The following is an 18,524-nucleotide window of genomic DNA, read 5'->3' on the forward strand; positions in this document are numbered from 1 at the left end:
CGTTCAACTTCAAACACTTGACTCGCTTGCGATCTCTCGTAGCGGGAGGCGAATTCTACAGCGTTACAACCTGCTGTCAACTGCCTTTTTTCACCGCTGGCGATCTTTCGATCGAAGCCCTTGCAGCATCTCTGAAACTTCTAACTCTTTGAAACTCAAGGAGTTTTCCGCTGCAACTACGCTGGAAGTGGGGCGCATTATAAGCGCTTACAGAAACCCGTCAACCGTTAATTTCAGCTTTGTGCAATATCACTGGAATAAGTCTCTCACACCGCCCTGCCCCGCCTGCCGATCAACCGCGGAACGCGCCGCGCCACCAGCGGAACCCGCAGCAGCAACAGCAATGCGCCGATCGAGGCGTAGATCGCCCACTCTTTAAGGTCCGAACGCACGATCCACAGGAAATGCAGCAAACCCAGCCCAAGAATCACGTACACCAGCTTGTGCAGCTTCTTCCAACGCGCACCCAGGCGCCGCTGACTGTAACGATTGGAAGTCAGCGCCAAGGCCAGCAAGCCGAGGAAGGCCAGCGCACCGACAATGATGTACGGCCGCTTGCGCAACTCAACGCCGAACTGCCCCCAGTCCAGGCCGAGGATGAACACCATGTAGGTGATCATGTGCAGCACTATATAAGCAAAGCTCCACAGCCCCAGTTGCCGGCGGATCACGATCCACCCCGACCAGCCGGTAAGCCGCTGCAGTGGCGTCATGCTCAAGGTGATCAACAGGAAGATCAGCGCCCCCAGACCCAACCGGTCCATGATGATCTTGCCCAGGTCCGGGCCAAGCTGGTTGGTCGCCGCCTCATACAGCCACCAGCTGGGGAACAGGCAGCCCAGCACAAAGATGCCCAGGCGCAACCAGGGATAGCGCATCAGTAGTTCTTCCGCAGATCAAGGTCGCTGTACAACGACGCGACTTCATCGCCATAGCCGTTGAACATCAAGGTGTCGCGCACGTTCGGGCTGAACAGGCCACTCGGCAGCCGCCGCTCACGGGCCTGAGTCCAGCGTGGATGATCGACCGTCGGGTTGACGTTGGCATAGAAGCCATACTCGGTCGGCGCCAGGCGCTCCCAGGTGGTTTGCGGCTGCTCCGCCACCAGACTGATGCGCACGATCGACTTGATGCTTTTGAAGCCGTACTTCCACGGCACGATCAGCCGCAGTGGCGCACCATTCTGGTTAGGCAGTTCACGTCCATACATGCCCACCGCAAGAATCGCCAAGGGGTTCATCGCCTCGTCCAGGCGCAGGCCTTCCACGTAGGGCCAGTCGATCAAGGCAAACGATGAGCGCTGGCCGGGCATTACTTTTGGGTCCTGCAGGGTTTCGAAACGCAGGTAGCGCGCCTTCGAAGTCGGCTCGACCTGCTTGAGCACCTGCGCCAGGCTAAAGCCCAACCACGGGATCACCATCGACCAGGCCTCGACGCAGCGCAGCCGATAGATGCGCTCTTCCAGCTGATAGGGTTTGACGAAGTCTTCCAGCGCATAGCGCCCTGGCTTGGCCACCTCGCCATCCACCACCAGGCTCCACGGCTCGGTTTTCAGGCTGCCGGCATTCGCGGCTGGATCACCCTTGTCGGTGCCGAATTCATAGAAGTTGTTGTAGTGGGTGGCGTCCTTGAACGGCGTGATCGCCTCGTTCTCGACCGTCACCGCGCCCCACCGGGTAGCGCCGAGCTTGTCCTTGAACCAGCCCGGCGCGGCGCCAGGTTCGACATCGGCATAGCGCGAAGGCTCGGCGCCAAGCGCAACGCCAGGCAATGCGGCCACGGCGGCACCCGCCAGGGAAGCACCCAGCATGGTACGGCGAGAAAGGTAGATACCTTCAGGGGTGATCTCCGACGCTTTGCAGTCGGATGGACGAGCGATCTTGATGAGCATAACGGCTCCACAGTACGGGCAACTGATGTACCCGTAAGACTATGGAGCCGGAAGGTTATTCCGTCATTAAATCAACTTCAGTTTTTTTGCCGACGTACCCGCAGCAGATACTGCACCGGGCCCGACACGGCATAACCGAGGAAGATCAACAGCAGAATGCGCGGCGGGTCGCTGAATACCACGGCAAACACCAGCACCACTGCAAGGATCGCCACGAACGGCACCCGCCCACGCAGGTCGAGTTCCTTGAAGCTGTTGTACTTGACGTTGCTGACCATCAGCATGCCCGCAGCCGCCACCAGCAGCGCCACCAGGAACGACAGCTTCGAGCCCTGAATGCCGAAATCGCTGAAGGCCCATACGGTACCCGCCACCACGCCTGCCGCAGCCGGGCTGGCCAGGCCGATGAAGTAACGTTTGTCAGCAGTGCCGACCTGGGTGTTGAAGCGTGCCAGACGCAGGGCAGCACCAGCGACATAGATGAAAGCAACCATCCAGCCGACCTTGCCCATGTCACCCAGTGCCCAGCCGAATGCCAGCAGCGCCGGCGCCACGCCGAAGGCGACCATGTCAGACAGCGAGTCGTACTCAGCGCCGAATGCGCTCTGGGTGTTGGTCATGCGTGCTACCCGGCCATCCAGGCCGTCGAGCACCATGGCCACGAAAATGGCGATAGCGGCAAAGGCGAAGTACTTGCTCGCCTCGCGCGGGTCACCTGCGCTCATGGCGCTCTGCGCGCTGATCGAGCTGATGATCGAGTAGAAGCCGGCGAACAGGTTGGCCGTGGTGAACAGGTTGGGCAGCAGATAGATACCGCGGTGACGGACCTTGCGCCCTTCGGCGTCATGCCCTTCTTCAACGTGCTCATCTACAGGTAGCAGGCTTTCGGCGTCGGAGGGCGTGTTCGGCTCTTCGGGACGTTCGCTCATGAAAATTACCTTGATTGGAAAGTGTTCGATACAGGCTTGCGAAGCACAAACTGACGGCAAGCCACTGGTCGCTTTATACCAGAAGCGCGCCGCTTAAACGAAAAAACGCGGCCTAAGCCGCGTTTTTCATCTCATCGCAAAGACTCAGTTCTTGGTCTTGTCGACGATTTTGTTGGCCGAGATCCAAGGCATCATGGAACGCAGCTGCTCACCGATCACTTCGATACCGTGGGCGGCGTTGTTACGACGCTTGGCGGTCATCGATGGGTAGTTGGTAGCACCTTCGGAGATGAACATCTTGGCGTATTCGCCGTCCTGGATGCGCTTCAGAGCGTTGCGCATGGCCTGACGCGATTCGGCGTTGATGACCTCAGGGCCAGTCACGTACTCACCGTATTCGGCGTTGTTGGAGATCGAGTAGTTCATGTTGGCGATACCGCCTTCGTACATGAGGTCAACGATCAGTTTCAGTTCGTGCAGACACTCGAAGTAGGCCATTTCTGGCGCGTAGCCAGCTTCAACCAGGGTTTCGAAACCGGCTTTGACCAGCTCGACGGTACCGCCACACAGAACAGCCTGCTCGCCGAACAGGTCGGTTTCAGTCTCGTCCTTGAAGGTGGTTTCGATGATGCCGGTACGGCCGCCGCCGACGCCTGCAGCGTACGACAGAGCAACGTTCTTGGCGTTGCCCGAGGCGTCCTGGTAGATAGCGATCAGGTCAGGGATGCCGCCGCCTTTGACGAACTCGGAACGCACGGTGTGACCTGGGGCCTTCGGCGCGATCATGATCACGTCGAGGTCAGCACGTGGCACGACCTGGTTGTAGTGGATCGCGAAGCCGTGGGAGAAGGCCAGGGTGGCGCCTTTCTTGATGTTCGGCTCGATTTCGGTCTTGTACAGAGTGCCCTGGAATTCGTCCGGGGTCAGGATCATGACCAGGTCGGCAGCAGCGACAGCCGAAGCCACGTCAGCCACTTTCAGGCCGTGAGCTTCTGCCTTGGCAACGGTAGCCGAGCCTTTACGCAGACCGACAGTTACGTCTACACCGGAGTCTTTCAGGTTGCATGCCTGAGCGTGGCCTTGCGAACCGTAGCCGATGATGGCGACTTTCTTACCCTGGATGATGGAAAGGTCGCAGTCTTTGTCGTAGAAAACTTTCATGAAATACCCCTGTTAGATCTCGGCCCCTGCGGAGCCATCGCTATTTGTTTAAGTTAGACGCTGAGCACTTTGTCGCCACGGGCAATGCCGGTAACGCCGCTGCGCACGGTTTCGAGAATCGATGCAGTGCCGATCGCCTGGATGAAGCTGTCCAGCTTGTCGCTGGTGCCGCTCAGTTGCACGGTATACACACTGGCGGTGACGTCGACGATCTGCCCACGGAAAATATCCGTGGTGCGTTTGATCTCGGCGCGCTGGGCGCCGGTTGCCTTGACCTTGACCAGCATCAATTCGCGCTCGATGTGCGCGCTCTCCGACAGGTCGACCAGCTTCACCACTTCTACCAGCTTGTTCAGGTTCTTGGTGATCTGCTCGATCACCTCGTCATGACCAACGGTAGTCAGGGTCAGGCGCGAGAGGGTTGGGTCCTCGGTCGGCGCCACGGTCAGGCTTTCAATGTTGTAGTTGCGTTGGGAAAACAGGCCGACCACGCGAGACAAGGCACCGGGTTCGTTTTCCAGCAGCAGGGAAATGATGTGCCGCATATCAGGTACGCTCCGTCTTGCTCAGCCACATGTCGCGCATCGAGCCGTCTTTGATCTGCATCGGGTAGACGTGCTCGGTGCGGTCAATCGCGATATCGATGAACACCAGCCGGTCTTTCATGGCGAACGCTTCTTCCAGCTTGGGCTTGAGGTCCTTGAGGCTGGTGATGCGGATACCGACGTGGCCATAGGCCTCGACCAGTTTGACGAAGTCCGGCAGCGATTCGACATACGAATGCGAGTGACGGCCGTTGTAGGCCATGTCCTGCCACTGGCGAACCATGCCCAGCACACCGTTGTTCATGTTGACGATCTTCACCGGCAGGCCGTACTGCATGCAGGTAGACAGCTCCTGGATGTTCATCTGGATGCTGCCTTCGCCGGTCACACAGGCCACGTCCTGATCGGGGAAGTTGAGCTTGATGCCCATCGCCGCCGGGAAGCCGAAGCCCATGGTGCCCAGGCCACCGGAGTTGATCCAGCGGTTCGGCTTGTTGAAGCGGTAATACTGCGAAGCGAACATCTGGTGCTGGCCGACATCGGAGGTGATGTAAGCATCGCCATTGGTCACTTCACACAGGGTTTCGATCACGGTCTGCGGTTTGATCACGCTGCCGTCGCCCTTGTCGTAAGGGAACAGGCCGCGGTCGCCACGCCATTCGTCGATCTGCTTCCACCAGGCATCCAGCGCGGCCTTTTCAGGCTGCTGACCGATTTCCTTGAAGATCGCCAGCATCTCGCTGAGCACGCTGTCGACTGGACCTACGATCGGCACGTCGGCCTTGATCGTTTTCGAGATGGACGCCGGGTCGATGTCGATGTGGATGATCTTGGCATTCGGGCAGAACTTGGCCGGGCCGTTGATCACACGGTCATCGAAACGCGCGCCGACAGCCAGGATCACGTCGGCATGGTGCATCGCCTGGTTGGCGGTGAAGCTGCCATGCATACCGAGCATGCCGAGGAACTGGCGGTCGGTACCGGGGAAGCCACCCAAGCCCATCAGGGTGTTGGTAACCGGCAGGTTCAGCGACTTGGCGATCTCGGTCAGGGTCTCGGAGCCACCACCGAGGATCACACCACCCCCGGAGTAGACGATCGGACGCTTGGCGGCGAGGATCATCTCGGCTGCCTTGCGGATCTGCCCCGAGTGACCACGTACGGCCGGGCTGTAGGAACGCAGCTTGACCTTCTTCGGATAGACGTACTCGAACTTCTCGGCCGGGTTGGTCATATCTTTTGGAATGTCGACCACGACCGGGCCAGGACGACCGGATTGCGCCAGGTAGAAGGCCTTTTTCATGACTTCGGGGATTTCCGAGGCATGCTTGATCATGAAGCTGTGCTTCACGATCGGCCGGGAAATACCGATCATGTCGGTTTCCTGGAAGGCGTCGGTGCCGACCATGGTGCTAGGCACCTGGCCCGACAGGATCACCATCGGAATCGAGTCCATGTACGCGGTGGCAATACCGGTGATGGCATTGGTTGCACCCGGGCCGGAAGTCACCAGCACTACGCCAGCCTTGCCGGTGGCACGGGCATAGCCGTCAGCCATGTGGGTTGCAGCCTGCTCGTGACGAACCAGGATGTGCTCGACTTCCGGCTCTTTGAACAGCGCGTCGTATACATGAAGGAGAGCACCGCCAGGGTACCCGTAGATGTGCTTAACGCCTTCGTCACGCAAGAAGCGGACGACCATCTCAGCGCCAGATAAAAGCTCCACGTTGTTCACCTCTAAAACGCCAGAATACCGTCCCTGATGGACGGGTCTTAATAGGTTTACTGCCAAGCAGAGCACGAGCGAACGTCAGCACTGACTGAGCAAGTATTGGGAGCGCCCCAGAGTGTTGCGGGGTTTTCCCACCCAGCGCGAGGTAACGCGTTGCGGGGTGTTACAAGTCGGCGCGGGTATGCGCCTCATGATCTGCTTAGCGGGTCTGCTTCTGGCAGTCCCTCTAAAGCGGAACCTGATTCTTGTGATTCGCCGAGGTTATGTCAAGAAAAATTATTGCCAATTTTTCCTCGAGATGAATTTGTTCCACCACGAATACAGTTCACAGCAGCAGAAAACCAAACAAAAACCAAAAAAAGAGCCGCAATCTGCGGCTCTAGTCTGAAAAAGAGCAGAAATCAGGCGGATGTACCGATCAATTGGTCAAATTCAGCCAATAGTCGGCGCAGCTCGCGACTTTGCTCCGGGCGATCACTGAAAACCGTTTCAGCCATGACCAGAATGCCCGAGGCGTTCGGCAGCGGCTGGGCGTGTTCGAGGATGAACGCCATGCGTGGCAGGAAAATCCACTGCAGCCACTGCTCAAAACTCATCACATCGACCGCAAACGGCGTGACACTGGCCAGCGCTTCGGCACTGGGTGCCTGCTCGCTCCACCAGCCCTGACTGCGCAACTCGTGCTCGATCAGCAGCAAATGGTCGGCGATGTCGAGAATGCGTTGCTCGACCATTACAGATTGACCCGGGCTTTCTGCCGAGCCAGAGCGGCACCGGCGCTGTCACCCTGCTTCTCACGGGCCTGGGCAATGGTGTTCCACAGCTCCGCTTGTAAGCTTGGGCGACCATTGGCGTAGGTCAGCGCGCGGCGTGCGAGTTGCTCGGCCTGGGCCGAATCACCCTGGGCCAGGCGCACCTGGGCCAGGCGGAACAGCACCTGCGGCTCGCGCGGGGCAATGCGCTGGGCGCGCTCAAGGCTCGACGAAGCGCCATTGAGGTCGCCACCGCCTTGTTGCTGCTGGGCCGTGGTCAACAGCGCCAGCACCGGGCCATCGAGCTGCTCGTCAGCCGACAGGCCGCCAGCTGGCGCGCTGCGCGGGATACCGGTAGGCGCACTGGTCGCCGCCGGGGTGCTGTTCATCGAGGCGATGTCGAACGGCTCGTCGGCAATCGGGTTGGGGTTGGTGGTAATCGGCGTGGTATCGATCGGCGCGCTGCTGATCGGCGCCGCGTTGCCAGCCGGGAAGGTCTGGATCGACGAAGCACCGGCGCCTTGCGGGATCATCACGGTCACGCCGGAGTCCTCAGGCAGCGACTGCGCCTGGCTGGTGCCATTGGCGGTAACCGGCGTGCGCTGGTTGGCGGTGACCCGCTCGCTGTTGGATACCCGGGTGCTCGAGTCGACCACCGGAATGTTGCCGCGTGGAACGCTGGCGCAGCCATGGAGCATGGCCAGCGCGGTCAAGGCAGGAAGCCACCACTTGTTCACTTATCACCCTCTCTAAATGCGGCTACGGGCCAGTGGATCATCCCCGCCGGCCCGCAGTGCTCAATTCATCCAACCCTTGACCCAATCCATGACCGAGTCGGCCGGTTGCTGTTCACCACCGCAGGCAGCGCCAGCGGCCGGTTCGCTGCCGCGAATATACGGCATCTGCACTGCTCCCGGACAGCTGCTGTCCGAGCCCTGCCCGCTGTATGGGTCGATCCAGGCCTGGACGATGTTGTCCGGCTGCGGCATGTCCAGTGGCAACGGGTCGGCCTTGCGCATGAAGCTGGTCCAGACCTGCAACGCACCGGTGGCGCCGGTGAACGGTGTCTTGCCGTTGTCGTCGCGGCCGAGCCAGACCACCGCCAGCAGATCCTGGCTGAAACCGGAGAACCAGCTGTCGCGCGAATCGTTACTGGTGCCGGTCTTGCCGGCCAGCGTCAGCGAGCTTGGCAGGACACTGTAGACCGAACGCCCGGTACCTTCACGCATGACCCGCTGCATGGCGTTCTGGACCAGATAAATGGCACCTGGGTCGAAGCTCTGCTGGATCTGGAACGGGTAGCGCTTGAGCGGCTCGCCTTCGGCGGTGAGCACACTGCGAATGCCGCGCATCGGCGTGTTGAAGCCACCGTTGGCGATGGTTTGGTACATGGTCGCGACCTGCATCGGCGACATCCCGCCAGCGCCGAGCAACATCGACGGGAACGCCGGCCAGTCGACATTGACGCCGAGCCGACCGATGGTCTTGAGCACGTTCGGCACGCCGACTTCCAGGCCTAGCTTGGCGGTCGACAGGTTGTACGAGTTGGCCAGGCCTTGATACAGGTAGATAGTGCCATGCGCACGGCGGTCGTAGTTCTGTGGACGCCAGACCTGGCCATCCGCACCCTTGACCGAGAACGGCTCGTCTTGCAGCCAACTGGTCAGGGTGTACTTGCTCGGTTTTTCCAGTGCACTGAGGTACACCGCCGGCTTCACCAGCGAGCCGATCGGGCGCACTGCATCGATGGCGCGGTTGAAGCCGGCAAAGCCGGACTGGCGGCTGCCGATCAAGGCCTGGACTTCGCCGGTTTCCGGATTGGTCACGACCATCGCCGACTCGACCGCATCCGAGCCCTTGCGCCCGGCCAGACGCTTGAACGTCTCGCTCATGGCAGTCTCGGCCTTCATCTGCAGGATCGGGTCGAAGCTGGTGAAGATGCGCAGGCCTTCTTCGGTCAAGTCTTCGTCACGGTAGTCCTGGCGCAGCTGACGCTTGACCAGATCAAGGAAGGCCGGGAACGAGCTATCGGCGAGGCTGCCGCGCTTGGTCACGCCCAGTGGCATTTTCTTCGCCGCGTCGACTACTTCCTGGCTGGCCACACCCTGCTCGGCCAACAGGTCGAGGACCAGGTTACGGCGCACCAGCGCACGCTCAGGCGAGCGCCGCGGGTTGTAGTAGGACGGCCCCTTGACCATGCCCACCAGCAAGGCGATCTGGTGCAGCTTGAGCTCTTGCAGCGGCTGGCTGAAGAAGAACTGGCTGGCCAGACCGAAGCCATGCACGGCACGTTGGCCATCCTGACCGACAAAGACCTCGTTGAGGTAAGCCTCGAGAATCTCGCGCTTGTCGTAATGCATTTCGAGCAATACGGCCATCATCGCTTCGGTCAGCTTGCGCGTCAGGCTGCGCTCGCTGGTCAGGTAGAAGTTTTTCACCAGCTGTTGAGTCAGGGTACTACCGCCCTGGCGCATGGCGCCGGACGAAGTGTTGACCCAGATCGCCCGGGCGATGCCCTTGGGTGACACACCAAAGTGGCTGTAGAAGTCGCGGTCTTCGGTGGCAACCAGGGTTTCCAGCAGGTACGGAGGCACCTGATCGATCTTGATCAGGATGCGATCTTCGAGGTTTTTCGGGTAGATGCCGCCGATCATCAGCGGCTCGAGCCGGACCACATCTAGCTTGCTGCCATTGGCGCCAGTCATGCCGGCCACATAATCGCCCGAGAAGCGCACACGCACGAACTGCGCAGGTTCCAGGCCTTCATAGAATTGGAAGCCGCGGGTGTTGAGGTCGACATTGTTGCCGTTGACCGTCGCCGCGCCTGGGCCATTGGCCGCGGTTTCACGGCGGTAGCCAAGGGCGTCGAGTTCGGTGAGGAAGTCGTCCTTGCTCAGCTTCTGGCCGACGAACAGCTCCAGCGGCCGGGCATACACTTTGGCCGGGATGGTCCAGCGCTTGCCGGAGAACTTCTCCTGGACGATGGCATCGAGGTAGATAGCAAAGCCGGCGAGCAGCACCAGGCCGACCAGGCTCAGTTTGAGAGCCCAGCCCAGCCAGACGCGCGAGCGACCAGGCGAGCGTTTTTGCGCAGTACGGGAATTTCGGGATCGAGTCATGGCGGCGGATTATACGCACTTTAGTCAAGGCAGGCCCGGCGGTATGCAGGGACGGCACCATTGACCATAATGGCGCATTCGAATTCCCTTATCCCGGAAGGATTGCCCGTGAGCCAAGCCCTCATCAGTGCCCTGCAGAACCCCGCCCTTTACCCGCACCCGGTCAGCGGCTTCCAGCTTATCGAGACGCACATCTCCTGGGTCCTGCTCACCGGTGAGTACGCCTACAAGATCAAGAAACCGATGAACTTCGGTTTTCTCGACTTCACCGGCCTCGACCAGCGTGAACACTTTTGTAACGAAGAACTGCGCCTGAACCAGCGCCTGACCGACGACCTGTACCTGGACGTGCTGCCGATCACCGGCAGCGCCGAGGCGCCGCAACTGGGCGGCGCAGGTGCACCGATCGAGTTCGCCCTGCGCATGCGCCAGTTCCCCCAGAGCAACATGCTCAGCACGCTGCAGGCCAACGGTGAACTGACCGCCAGCCACATCGACCAGATGGCGCGGCAGATTGCCGAGTTCCACCAGCAGACGCCAAAGGTCGCCGCCGAGCAGCCATTCGGCACCCCGGACAGCGTGATGGCACCGGTCGAACAGAACTTCGAGCAGATTCGCCCGTTCCTCAGCGACAAGGCCGACCTGCAGCAGCTAGACAACCTGCAAGCCTGGGCCCGCAGCAGCTTCGACCGCCTGCATGGCCTGTTCGAGGCGCGCAAGCGTGACGGCTTCATCCGCGAATGCCACGGTGACATCCACCTGGGCAATGCCACGGTGATCGACGGCAAGGTGGTGATCTTCGACTGCATCGAGTTCAACGAGCCATTCCGCATGACCGATGTCTGGGCTGACACCGGCTTCCTCGCCATGGACCTCGAAGACCGTGGCTTGAAGTGTCTGGCGCGGCGCTTCGTCAGCCAGTACCTGGAACTGACCGGCGACTACCAGGGCCTGGAGCTGCTCAACTTCTACAAGGCCTATCGCGCCCTGGTGCGGGCCAAGGTCGCCCTGTTCAGCATGCCGGCCGACGCCGATGGCGTGCAGCGCGCCACCACCCTGCGCACCTACCGCAACTACGCCAACCTGGCGGAAAGCTACAGCGCCATCCCTTCACGCCTGCTGGCGATCACCCATGGCGTTTCGGCAGTAGGCAAAAGCCACGTGTCGATGCGCCTGGTCGAAGCACTGGGGGCGATCCGCGTGCGCTCCGATGTCGAGCGCAAGCGCCTGTTCGGTGAACAACTGGCTCAGGCTGCCGGCCAACTGCAAGGCGGCATTTACGCCGAAGATGCCAGCGCCGCTACCTATAAGCGTCTGCATCAATTGGCCGACGTGATTCTGCGCGCGGGCTTCCCGGTGGTGCTCGACGCCACCTACCTCAAGCGCGAGCAGCGCCAGGCCGCCGCCAGCGTCGCCAACCAGACCGGGGTGCCATTGCTGATCCTCGATTGCCACGCGCCGGATGCGGTCATCGAAAGCTGGCTGGCACAGCGTCAGGCTGAGCAGCTTGACCCTTCCGACGCCACCCTTGAAGTGGTCAAGGCTCAGCAGGCCAGCCGCGACCCGCTGGACGAGCAGGAGCTGCGCGACAGCACCCGCGTCGACACCCAGCAGGGCGCCGCCATGGACGCCGTGATCGAGCAGATCCGTCAGCGCCTGCCCGGCCTGTAACATCTCCAAAGCGCGGGGCAGCACTTGCCCTGTGCTGCCCTGCCCGCCGCGCACGGCGGGCTTGCGGGCGAATTCGCCAACCCCCGCTACACTCCTGTCTGACCTGCTCACGATTTTCGATATGCCCCCGTTCAGCCATCGCAAGGAGGCTCGATGAACGATGAGTTGCAGCACCTGAAAAACCTCGGCAAGACCTCTGCGCAGTGGTTGCATGCGGTAGGCATCCACAGTGCATCCGACTTGCGCAGGCTCGGCGCGGTCGGCGCTTATCAGGCAGTGAAGAGTAGAGGCTTTCGCGCGTCCAAGGTCCTGCTGTATGCAATCGAGGGGGCGTTGCTCGACATGCATTGGAATGATTTGCCGGCCGAACGCAAGGAAGCTCTGAATCAGCAGCTGGACGCAAAATGCACGCTGCAGAAAAATCTTAAATAAATTGCAGCGAAGGGATTGACGCAGAAATGAGAATCGTTATGATTATCACAACTGGTCGCGAGACTGGTTGGGTAATTTGAAAGACCTTGGTTCGGACTCTCAGATTATCTCCTCATCAGGCTAATCACGGTTATTGACCCGGCTTTTTGCCGGGTCTTTTTTTGCCTGCGATTCGGGCTCAAGCGCCGCCGCTGGCCGCGGATGATCAGTGCTGGCTGCGCAACTGGGCGCAGTAGTCCTGCTCTGGCAGCGCCGCCGTAAACCAGACATAGTCGGCCATGCCCGGCTGCACTTCGCTGCCGACTTCGACCAGCAACAAGACTTTGCTCGCGCCCTTGGCGCCGAGATCAGCCAAATGCAGCGGCACGCCGAGGTCGTTGCGCACGTGGGCACTGCCGGCGAACAGTAACGCCGGTTGCGCTGCCGCCAGCAACCGCTCGGCGATACGCCGGTCGCGTTGCTGCTGCACCGCGAGCATTGCCGGCAACTGGCTTTCAGGCAGCAGCCCGCAGTGCCCCTCACGCACTTGCTTGAGCAGTTCGGCTTTGACAGCAGGCGCACTCGAGCGCTGGCCACTCAGCGCAGCAGGCTGCCGGTAGGCCTGGCGCATTTCGCTGGTGGACAGATTGGCCGCCAGCAGCGGCGTCGACTGCTGCAACGCCTGGCGCACGATCGGGCCGTAAAGCGCCCAGTCCCAGCCGTCCTGCCAGGCCAGGGCTTTGCCCAGGTCGGCCGGCAGTTGCGCGGCGCCAGCCACCGCGTCGACCCGCGCCTGCTGCTCGGGCTGGAGCATTTCCAACAGCAGGCTGCCTTGCGCTCGGCGCGCCTGCAGCGCCTTTAGCAGCCATAGCTGCAGCGCGTGGTGATCAGGGTTGTCGTGCTTCTCTCCAACCAGCACCCGCGGCGCCTGCGCCAACTCATCCAGCAGTTGCTCAGGGCTGAGCAGGCGGCCACTGGCGAGTTCGCGAATCTGCCCCAGTTGTGCATTGGTGCGGCCCTCGCTGGCTTGCCAGACGGGCAGCGGCGGCAGGCTGGCCTGTCGCGCCTGACAGCCGCCAAATACAACCAGCAAACCAAGCAACAACAGGCGACAGATCATGGGCAAGCTCCTTAGCGCATGATGATCAGCGGGTGGCCGCGTTCAGGATGATCCTGCACCAGCACATCGATGCCGAACACAGCCTTCAGCGCCTCTGGCGTCAGGACCTCGCGCGGGCTGGCCAGGGCGTGGCAACGGCCTTGCTCGAGCAGCATCAGCTGGTCACAGTAGCGCGCGGCCAGGTTCAGGTCATGCAGGATTACCAGTACCGCCGCGCCGCGGTCGGCAAAGCTGCGCACGGCCTGCAAGGTGGTGTGCTGGTGCAGCGGGTCGAGCATCGAGGTGGGTTCATCGAGCAGCAGCGTAGCGCCCGCCTCGCCTGGCCATAATTGCGCCAGCACCCGCGCCAGATGCACACGCTGGCGCTCACCGCCCGACAACGCCAGGTAACTGCGCGCAAGCAGGTGCTGGGCATCTGAGGCGTGCAGCGCAGCTTCGATGATCTCGCGGTCACGCTGCTGGCCGCTGGCATGGGGCAAGCGGCCAAGACCGACCACTTCTTCAACGCGAAAGGCAAAGCCAAGGCTGGACACCTGCGGCAGCACCGCCAATTGCCGTGCCCGCGCCTGCCCGGCCCATTCGGCCAGGCCCCGCCCGCCAAGGCGCACCTGGCCCTGGCTGGGGATCAGTTCACCACACAGCGCGCCGAGCAGGCTGCTCTTGCCAGCGCCATTGGGGCCCAGCACACCAAGGATCTGCCCAGGCTTCACGCTCAGGCTTATATCGTGCAGCACTTCGGTGCTACCACGCTGCAAGTGCAGGCCTTTGGCTTCGAGCATCAGTGGCGCCCCTTGAGCAGCAACAGCAAAAAGAACGGCGCCCCAATGAACGCAGTAACGATGCCGATCGGCAGTTCGGCGGGCGCCAGCGCCAGCCGTGCGACCAGGTCAGCGAACAGTAGCAGCGAGCCGCCGGCAAGCAATGAGGCTGGCAGCAGCACCCGGTGATCAGGCCCGGCCAGCAGCCGCACCAAGTGCGGCACCACCAGCCCGATAAAACCGATCAGGCCGGCGGCGGCCACTGCTGCGCCTACGCCCAAGGCGGTGCAGAACACCAGCTCGCGCTTCAGTGACTCGACCTCGACGCCCAGATGCCGCGCCTCCGACTCGCCCAACAGCAAGGCATTGAGTGCCTGCGCCCGCCTGGGCAGCCACAGCGCCACGGCGAGGGTAACCACCAGCAACGGCCACAGCCGGGCATAGCTGGCGCCGTTAAGGCTGCCCAGGTTCCAGAAGGTCAAGGTGCGCAGGGTGGCGTCATCGGCCAGGTAGGTGAACAAGCCCACTGCCGAGCCGGCCAGGGCAGTCAGCGCGATACCGGCCAGCAGCATCGTGGCGACATTGGTTTGACCGTCACGCCGGCCCAGCCGGTAGACCAGCGCGGTGACTCCAAGGCCACCGGCAAAGGCACACACCGATAGCAGATACGGCGCAAACCACTCCGGGATACCGCCCAGCCAACTGCCGCCGACAATCGCAATAGCAGCGCCGAGCGCAGCACCGCTAGCCACGCCGACCAGCCCTGGGTCCGCCAGCGGGTTGCGAAACAGGCCTTGCATGGCCACTCCGGACAACGCCAGCACGGCGCCCACCGCCAGCCCGAGCAAGGTCCGCGGCAGGCGGATCTGCCCCAGGATCAGCTCGGCCTGCTCCAGCCCATCAGCGGCAATCGGCACGCCGAGCAGGCGCAAGCCGGCGCGCAGGGTATCCAGCAATGGCAGGCTGACCGGCCCCAGCGCCAGCGACAGCCATACTGCGAGCAGGCAGAGCAGGCTCAGGCCGATGAACAAGGTGCGCGGCTGAACCCTCTGTTTCATGGGGCGAAGCTGGCCTTGGCCTGTGGATAGAACTCACCCGCCAGCTGCTGCAGAGTCGCCGGCAGACGCGGGCCGAGGCCGCCCACCAACAGGGTTGGGTCCAGCGACACCAGGCGCTTCTCGCGCACCGCGCGCGAGCTGGCCAGGCCTGGATTTTCCTTGAGCAGCGCTTGCACCGCCTGCTCACCACTCAAGCTGCGGTCGGCAATCACCACCACGTCGGGGTCGAGCGCTGCCAGTGCTTCGACCGAGAAGTTCTTGTAGCCCTGATGCTCGGCCAGGTTACGCCCGCCGGCCTGGCCCAGCAGCCAGTCCCCTGCCGTACCCGCGCCGGCGATCAATGGCTTGGCACCGGCATGGCCGACCAGCAGCAACACACCGGGCGCTTTCTGCGCAGCCTGCGCCTGTTTGACCTTGGTCTGTACGGCGTCCAGCTCATGATGGAACTGTCCAGCGAGCAGCCCGGCGCGGCCGTCTTCGCCAAGCAGACGGCCCAGTTTCTCAAGGTTGGCATCCAGTGCCGCCAGCTCAGGCTTGCTCGAGAACACCTCCACCCGCACCCCGGCCTGGCGAATCTGCGCCAGCACCGGCGGCGGGCCCATTTCGTCGGTGCCGACCAGCAGATCAGGACGCAGGCTGAGGATGCCCTCGGCCGACAATTGGCGCTGATAGCCGATGCTCGGCAGCGCAGTCAGTGCCTCGGGATGCTGACTGGTGGTATCGACGCCGACCAGCCGCTGCTCACCACCCAGCGCGCTGATCCACTCACTCAAGGCACCGCCGGCACTGACCCAGCGCTGCGGTAGTTCGGCAGCCGCCGTCTGAGTGGACATCACAAGTGCAGCGCACAGGGCAAGCAGAGCAGCAGGACGGCGCATAAGCGGATTCCTTTACAGAAGACAGGCCGTGCGCCTTGTGGCACACGACAGAACTGCGCACCATAGTCGGCCAACGCAACAGCGCACAGTTTGATAATTATTCTCATTGAGCGTCAAGCGCTGCCTTGTGCCAACCTTTTACCGCAGGACGATTTCCCGCGATGCAGCTTCTATGTGCTTCCGAGCAACTTGCTGAAGGCCACAGCCGTGCATTCAACGTAGCAGGGCAGGCGCTGTTTGCCGTGCGTCGCCACGGCCAGGTGTTTGTCTATCGCAACCGCTGCCCGCACAAGGGCATCCCGTTGAACTGGGCAGACGACACGTTTCTGGATGCCAGTGCCAGCCTGATCCACTGCGCCCAGCATGGGGCGCTGTTTCTGATCGAGAGTGGCGAGTGCGTGGCCGGCCCGTGCGAGGGCGAGCAGCTGCACGCCCTGGCCTGCCATGAAGACAGCCAGGGCATCTGGCTCAGCGCGTGAGCAACACCGGCAGCGGGCGGTCGATGCGAATCTGCTGGGCATCCAGGCAGGTGCCGTAGGCGATCACCTCGACGCCTTCGGCAACAGCTGAGCGCAACGCCGTGGCGTAGGCGGCATCGATTTCTTCGGCAGGCCGCACCGCTTCGATCCCGCTGAGATTGACGCAATACAGCTGCACCGCACGAATCCCCTGGCGGGCCAGTGCCGCCAGCTCGCGCAGATGCTTGGCACCGCGCTGAGTGACGGCATCGGGAAACGCCGCCACTGCGCTGTCCGGGTAGCCGAGGGTGACACTCTTGACCTCGACATAGGCAGGCCCACTGGCAAACTCCAGACGAAAATCAATCCGGCTGCGCTCGCTGCCATAGGCCACCTCGCGCTTGAGTGCGGTAAACCCGGCCAGCTCGCTGATCACCCCGGCGTGCAAAGCCTCTTCAACCAGTGCGTTGGCCCGGCCGGTATTGATGCAGGCCAGCCGGCCCTGTGGCGTCTCGCTGATTTCCCAGGTGCCGGGCAGCTTGCGCTTGGGGTCGTTGGAGCGACTGAACCAGACCTGCCCGCCTTCGCGCATGCAGTTGAGCATCGAACCGGTATTGGGGCAGTGAATGGTCAGCAGCTCGCCGTTGGCCAGTTCGATATCGGCCAGAAAGCGCTTGTAGCGGCGCAGCAGGCGGCCCTGTTCCAGTTGAGGAAACTGCGCCATCAGCCTTGCCAACTACGCAGGCCGCGGGCCAACCGCTCAACCGCCTGTTCCAGCCGCGGCAAGCTCTGGGTATAGGCGAAGCGCACATGGTGCCCAGCCTGATGGCGGCCGAAGTCCAGGCCCGGAGTAAACGCCAGATGTTCGGTTTCGAGGAAGTGCCGGCAGAAGGCGAAGGCGTCGCCACCGAACTTGCTGATGTCGGCATATAGATAGAAGGCGCCTTGCGGCTCGACGGCAATGCCGAAGCCAAGGTTGCGCAACGCCGGCAGCAAATAGTCGCGGCGCTTGGCAAATTCGCCACGGCGCTGTTCGAGAATGGCCAGGGTGTCATCCTCGAAACAGGCCAGCGCGGCGTGCTGGGCCATGCTTGGGGCGCTGATGTAGAGGTTTTGCGCAAGCTTCTCAAGATCGGCCACCGCCTGCGGCGGCGCGACCAGCCAGCCCAGGCGCCAGCCGGTCATGCCGAAATATTTGGAAAAACTGTTCAGCACAAAGGCTTCATCGGCCACTTCGAGCACACTCGGCGCATCCATACCGTAGGTCAGGCCGTGATAGATCTCGTCCACCACCAGATGGCCATCACGGGCGCGTATCGCTTGCGCCAGGCCGGCCAGTTCATCGCGGTCGAGCACGGTACCGGTGGGGTTGGCCGGCGAGGCCACCAGTGCACCGACGCTGTCCTGGTTCCAGTGCTGCGCGACCAACTCGGCGGTCAGCTGATAATTGACCTCTGGCCCGACCGGCACCAACTGCGCGGCGCCCTCGACCAGCCGCAGGAAATGCCGATTGCACGGGTAGCCCGGGTCTGCCAGCAGCCAGTGTTTGCCGGGGTCGACCAGCAAGCTGCTGGCCAACAGCAGCGCGCCCGAGCCGCCTGGCGTGATCAGGATGCGCTGCGGGTCGATGTCCAGCCCGTAGCGCTTGCCATAAAAGGCAGAGATCGCTTCGCGCAGTGCGGGTAGCCCGCGCGCGGCGGTGTAACGGGTATGCCCCGCCGCCAGCGCAGCCTGGCCGGCAGCCACGATCGGCGCGGCGGTGGTGAAATCCGGCTCGCCGATTTCCAGATGGATCACGTCATGGCCGGCGGCCTGCAGCTCGTTGGCGCGGGCCAACAGGGCCATGACATGGAAAGGTTCGATGGCGCGGCTGCGCGCGCTGTAGGACTGAGCCATTGTGGGCCTTCTATGAAATGCATCTAGACTGGTGAATCAAGCGTCAACATGCCACTGAACGCGTAGCGCGGGCCGCTGTCAACAGTGAGATCGGCCGGGGTAGCGCACCCCCGATCTATCTGGTAAGTTCGGCGGCTCGCAGTCG

The 18,524-nt window shown here is 62.3% G+C and carries 18 protein-coding genes; 3 read left to right on the top strand and 15 right to left on the bottom strand.

The window, feature by feature from the left end:
- Nucleotides 1–266: 266 nt before the first annotated feature.
- The 9 genes from msrQ to mrcB form a co-directional block, all read right to left on the bottom strand.
- Entirely contained in the window at nucleotides 267–878 is a 612-nt protein-coding gene (gene msrQ / locus IDM28_RS19010; RefSeq protein ID WP_101322122.1) for a protein-methionine-sulfoxide reductase heme-binding subunit MsrQ, read from the bottom strand.
- Entirely contained in the window at nucleotides 878–1,891 is a 1,014-nt protein-coding gene (gene msrP, locus IDM28_RS19015) for a protein-methionine-sulfoxide reductase catalytic subunit MsrP (RefSeq protein ID WP_101322123.1), read from the bottom strand. The genes msrQ and msrP overlap by 1 nt, the downstream gene beginning before the upstream one ends.
- Before the next feature lie 77 nt (nucleotides 1,892–1,968).
- Nucleotides 1,969–2,820, bottom strand: a complete 852-nt coding sequence (gene pssA / locus IDM28_RS19020; RefSeq protein ID WP_101322124.1) for a CDP-diacylglycerol--serine O-phosphatidyltransferase — start codon at nucleotides 2,818–2,820, stop codon at nucleotides 1,969–1,971.
- A gap of 144 nt (nucleotides 2,821–2,964) precedes the next feature.
- Nucleotides 2,965–3,981, bottom strand: a complete 1,017-nt coding sequence (gene ilvC / locus IDM28_RS19025; protein ID WP_101322125.1) for a ketol-acid reductoisomerase — start codon at nucleotides 3,979–3,981, stop codon at nucleotides 2,965–2,967.
- 53 nt (nucleotides 3,982–4,034) lie between these two features.
- Entirely contained in the window at nucleotides 4,035–4,526 is a 492-nt protein-coding gene (ilvN, locus tag IDM28_RS19030; RefSeq protein ID WP_101322126.1) for an acetolactate synthase small subunit, read from the bottom strand.
- 1 nt (nucleotide 4,527) lies between these two features.
- The gene (locus tag IDM28_RS19035) at nucleotides 4,528–6,252 is read right to left on the bottom strand and encodes an acetolactate synthase 3 large subunit (protein WP_101323108.1); all 1,725 of its coding nucleotides are present in this window, start codon (nucleotides 6,250–6,252) and stop codon (nucleotides 4,528–4,530) included.
- A gap of 407 nt (nucleotides 6,253–6,659) precedes the next feature.
- Nucleotides 6,660–6,992 (bottom strand): YqcC family protein, encoded by a 333-nt coding sequence (locus IDM28_RS19040; protein ID WP_101322127.1) that lies wholly within the window; start codon nucleotides 6,990–6,992, stop codon nucleotides 6,660–6,662.
- Entirely contained in the window at nucleotides 6,992–7,747 is a 756-nt protein-coding gene (locus IDM28_RS19045; protein ID WP_101322128.1) for a tetratricopeptide repeat protein, read from the bottom strand. Before IDM28_RS19045 ends, IDM28_RS19040 begins: the two co-directional genes overlap by 1 nt.
- A gap of 60 nt (nucleotides 7,748–7,807) precedes the next feature.
- Nucleotides 7,808–10,129 carry a penicillin-binding protein 1B gene (gene mrcB, locus IDM28_RS19050; RefSeq protein ID WP_188036671.1) on the bottom strand — a complete coding sequence of 774 codons (2,322 nt, stop codon included), beginning with the start codon at nucleotides 10,127–10,129 and terminating at the stop codon, nucleotides 7,808–7,810.
- A gap of 108 nt (nucleotides 10,130–10,237) precedes the next feature.
- Between mrcB and IDM28_RS19055 the strand changes: the two genes are divergently transcribed.
- Together IDM28_RS19055 and IDM28_RS19060 are read left to right on the top strand one after the other, a co-directional pair.
- Nucleotides 10,238–11,800 carry an AAA family ATPase gene (locus IDM28_RS19055; RefSeq protein WP_188036672.1) on the top strand — a complete coding sequence of 521 codons (1,563 nt, stop codon included), beginning with the start codon at nucleotides 10,238–10,240 and terminating at the stop codon, nucleotides 11,798–11,800.
- A 153-nt stretch (nucleotides 11,801–11,953) separates the two neighbouring features.
- Nucleotides 11,954–12,232, top strand: coding sequence for a TfoX/Sxy family protein (locus IDM28_RS19060; RefSeq protein WP_101322131.1), 279 nt, complete (start codon nucleotides 11,954–11,956; stop codon nucleotides 12,230–12,232).
- Nucleotides 12,233–12,437: 205 nt separating this feature from the next.
- On the opposite strand, the gene IDM28_RS19065 is transcribed toward IDM28_RS19060, so the two are convergent.
- The 4 genes from IDM28_RS19065 to IDM28_RS19080 are packed head-to-tail and all read right to left on the bottom strand — an operon-like array spanning nucleotide 12,438 to nucleotide 16,025.
- Complete coding sequence (locus IDM28_RS19065) at nucleotides 12,438–13,331, bottom strand: ChaN family lipoprotein (protein ID WP_188036673.1); 894 nt, start codon at nucleotides 13,329–13,331, stop codon at nucleotides 12,438–12,440.
- An 11-nt stretch (nucleotides 13,332–13,342) separates the two neighbouring features.
- Nucleotides 13,343–14,113 (bottom strand): heme ABC transporter ATP-binding protein, encoded by a 771-nt coding sequence (locus tag IDM28_RS19070; protein WP_410524684.1) that lies wholly within the window; start codon nucleotides 14,111–14,113, stop codon nucleotides 13,343–13,345.
- Complete coding sequence (locus IDM28_RS19075; RefSeq protein WP_181108667.1) at nucleotides 14,110–15,093, bottom strand: FecCD family ABC transporter permease; 984 nt, start codon at nucleotides 15,091–15,093, stop codon at nucleotides 14,110–14,112. Before IDM28_RS19075 ends, IDM28_RS19070 begins: the two co-directional genes overlap by 4 nt.
- A 50-nt stretch (nucleotides 15,094–15,143) precedes the next feature.
- Complete coding sequence (locus IDM28_RS19080) at nucleotides 15,144–16,025, bottom strand: hemin ABC transporter substrate-binding protein (protein ID WP_150571331.1); 882 nt, start codon at nucleotides 16,023–16,025, stop codon at nucleotides 15,144–15,146.
- Between the two features lie 161 nt (nucleotides 16,026–16,186).
- On the opposite strand from IDM28_RS19080, the gene IDM28_RS19085 reads away from it, so the two are divergent.
- Nucleotides 16,187–16,504, top strand: coding sequence for a Rieske (2Fe-2S) protein (locus tag IDM28_RS19085; RefSeq protein WP_150571330.1), 318 nt, complete (start codon nucleotides 16,187–16,189; stop codon nucleotides 16,502–16,504).
- On the opposite strand, the gene sfsA is transcribed toward IDM28_RS19085, so the two are convergent.
- The gene (gene sfsA, locus IDM28_RS19090; RefSeq protein ID WP_150571329.1) at nucleotides 16,494–17,207 is read right to left on the bottom strand and encodes a DNA/RNA nuclease SfsA; all 714 of its coding nucleotides are present in this window, start codon (nucleotides 17,205–17,207) and stop codon (nucleotides 16,494–16,496) included. The genes IDM28_RS19085 and sfsA overlap by 11 nt on opposite strands.
- Nucleotides 17,207–18,379 (bottom strand): pyridoxal phosphate-dependent aminotransferase, encoded by a 1,173-nt coding sequence (locus IDM28_RS19095; protein ID WP_181088880.1) that lies wholly within the window; start codon nucleotides 18,377–18,379, stop codon nucleotides 17,207–17,209. Before IDM28_RS19095 ends, sfsA begins: the two co-directional genes overlap by 1 nt.
- Nucleotides 18,380–18,524: the final 145 nt, after the last annotated feature.

Origin of the sequence: Pseudomonas sp. EZ-C24, assembly GCF_014525325.1 — a bacterium.
GTDB lineage: Bacteria > Pseudomonadota > Gammaproteobacteria > Pseudomonadales > Pseudomonadaceae > Aquipseudomonas > Aquipseudomonas shirazensis.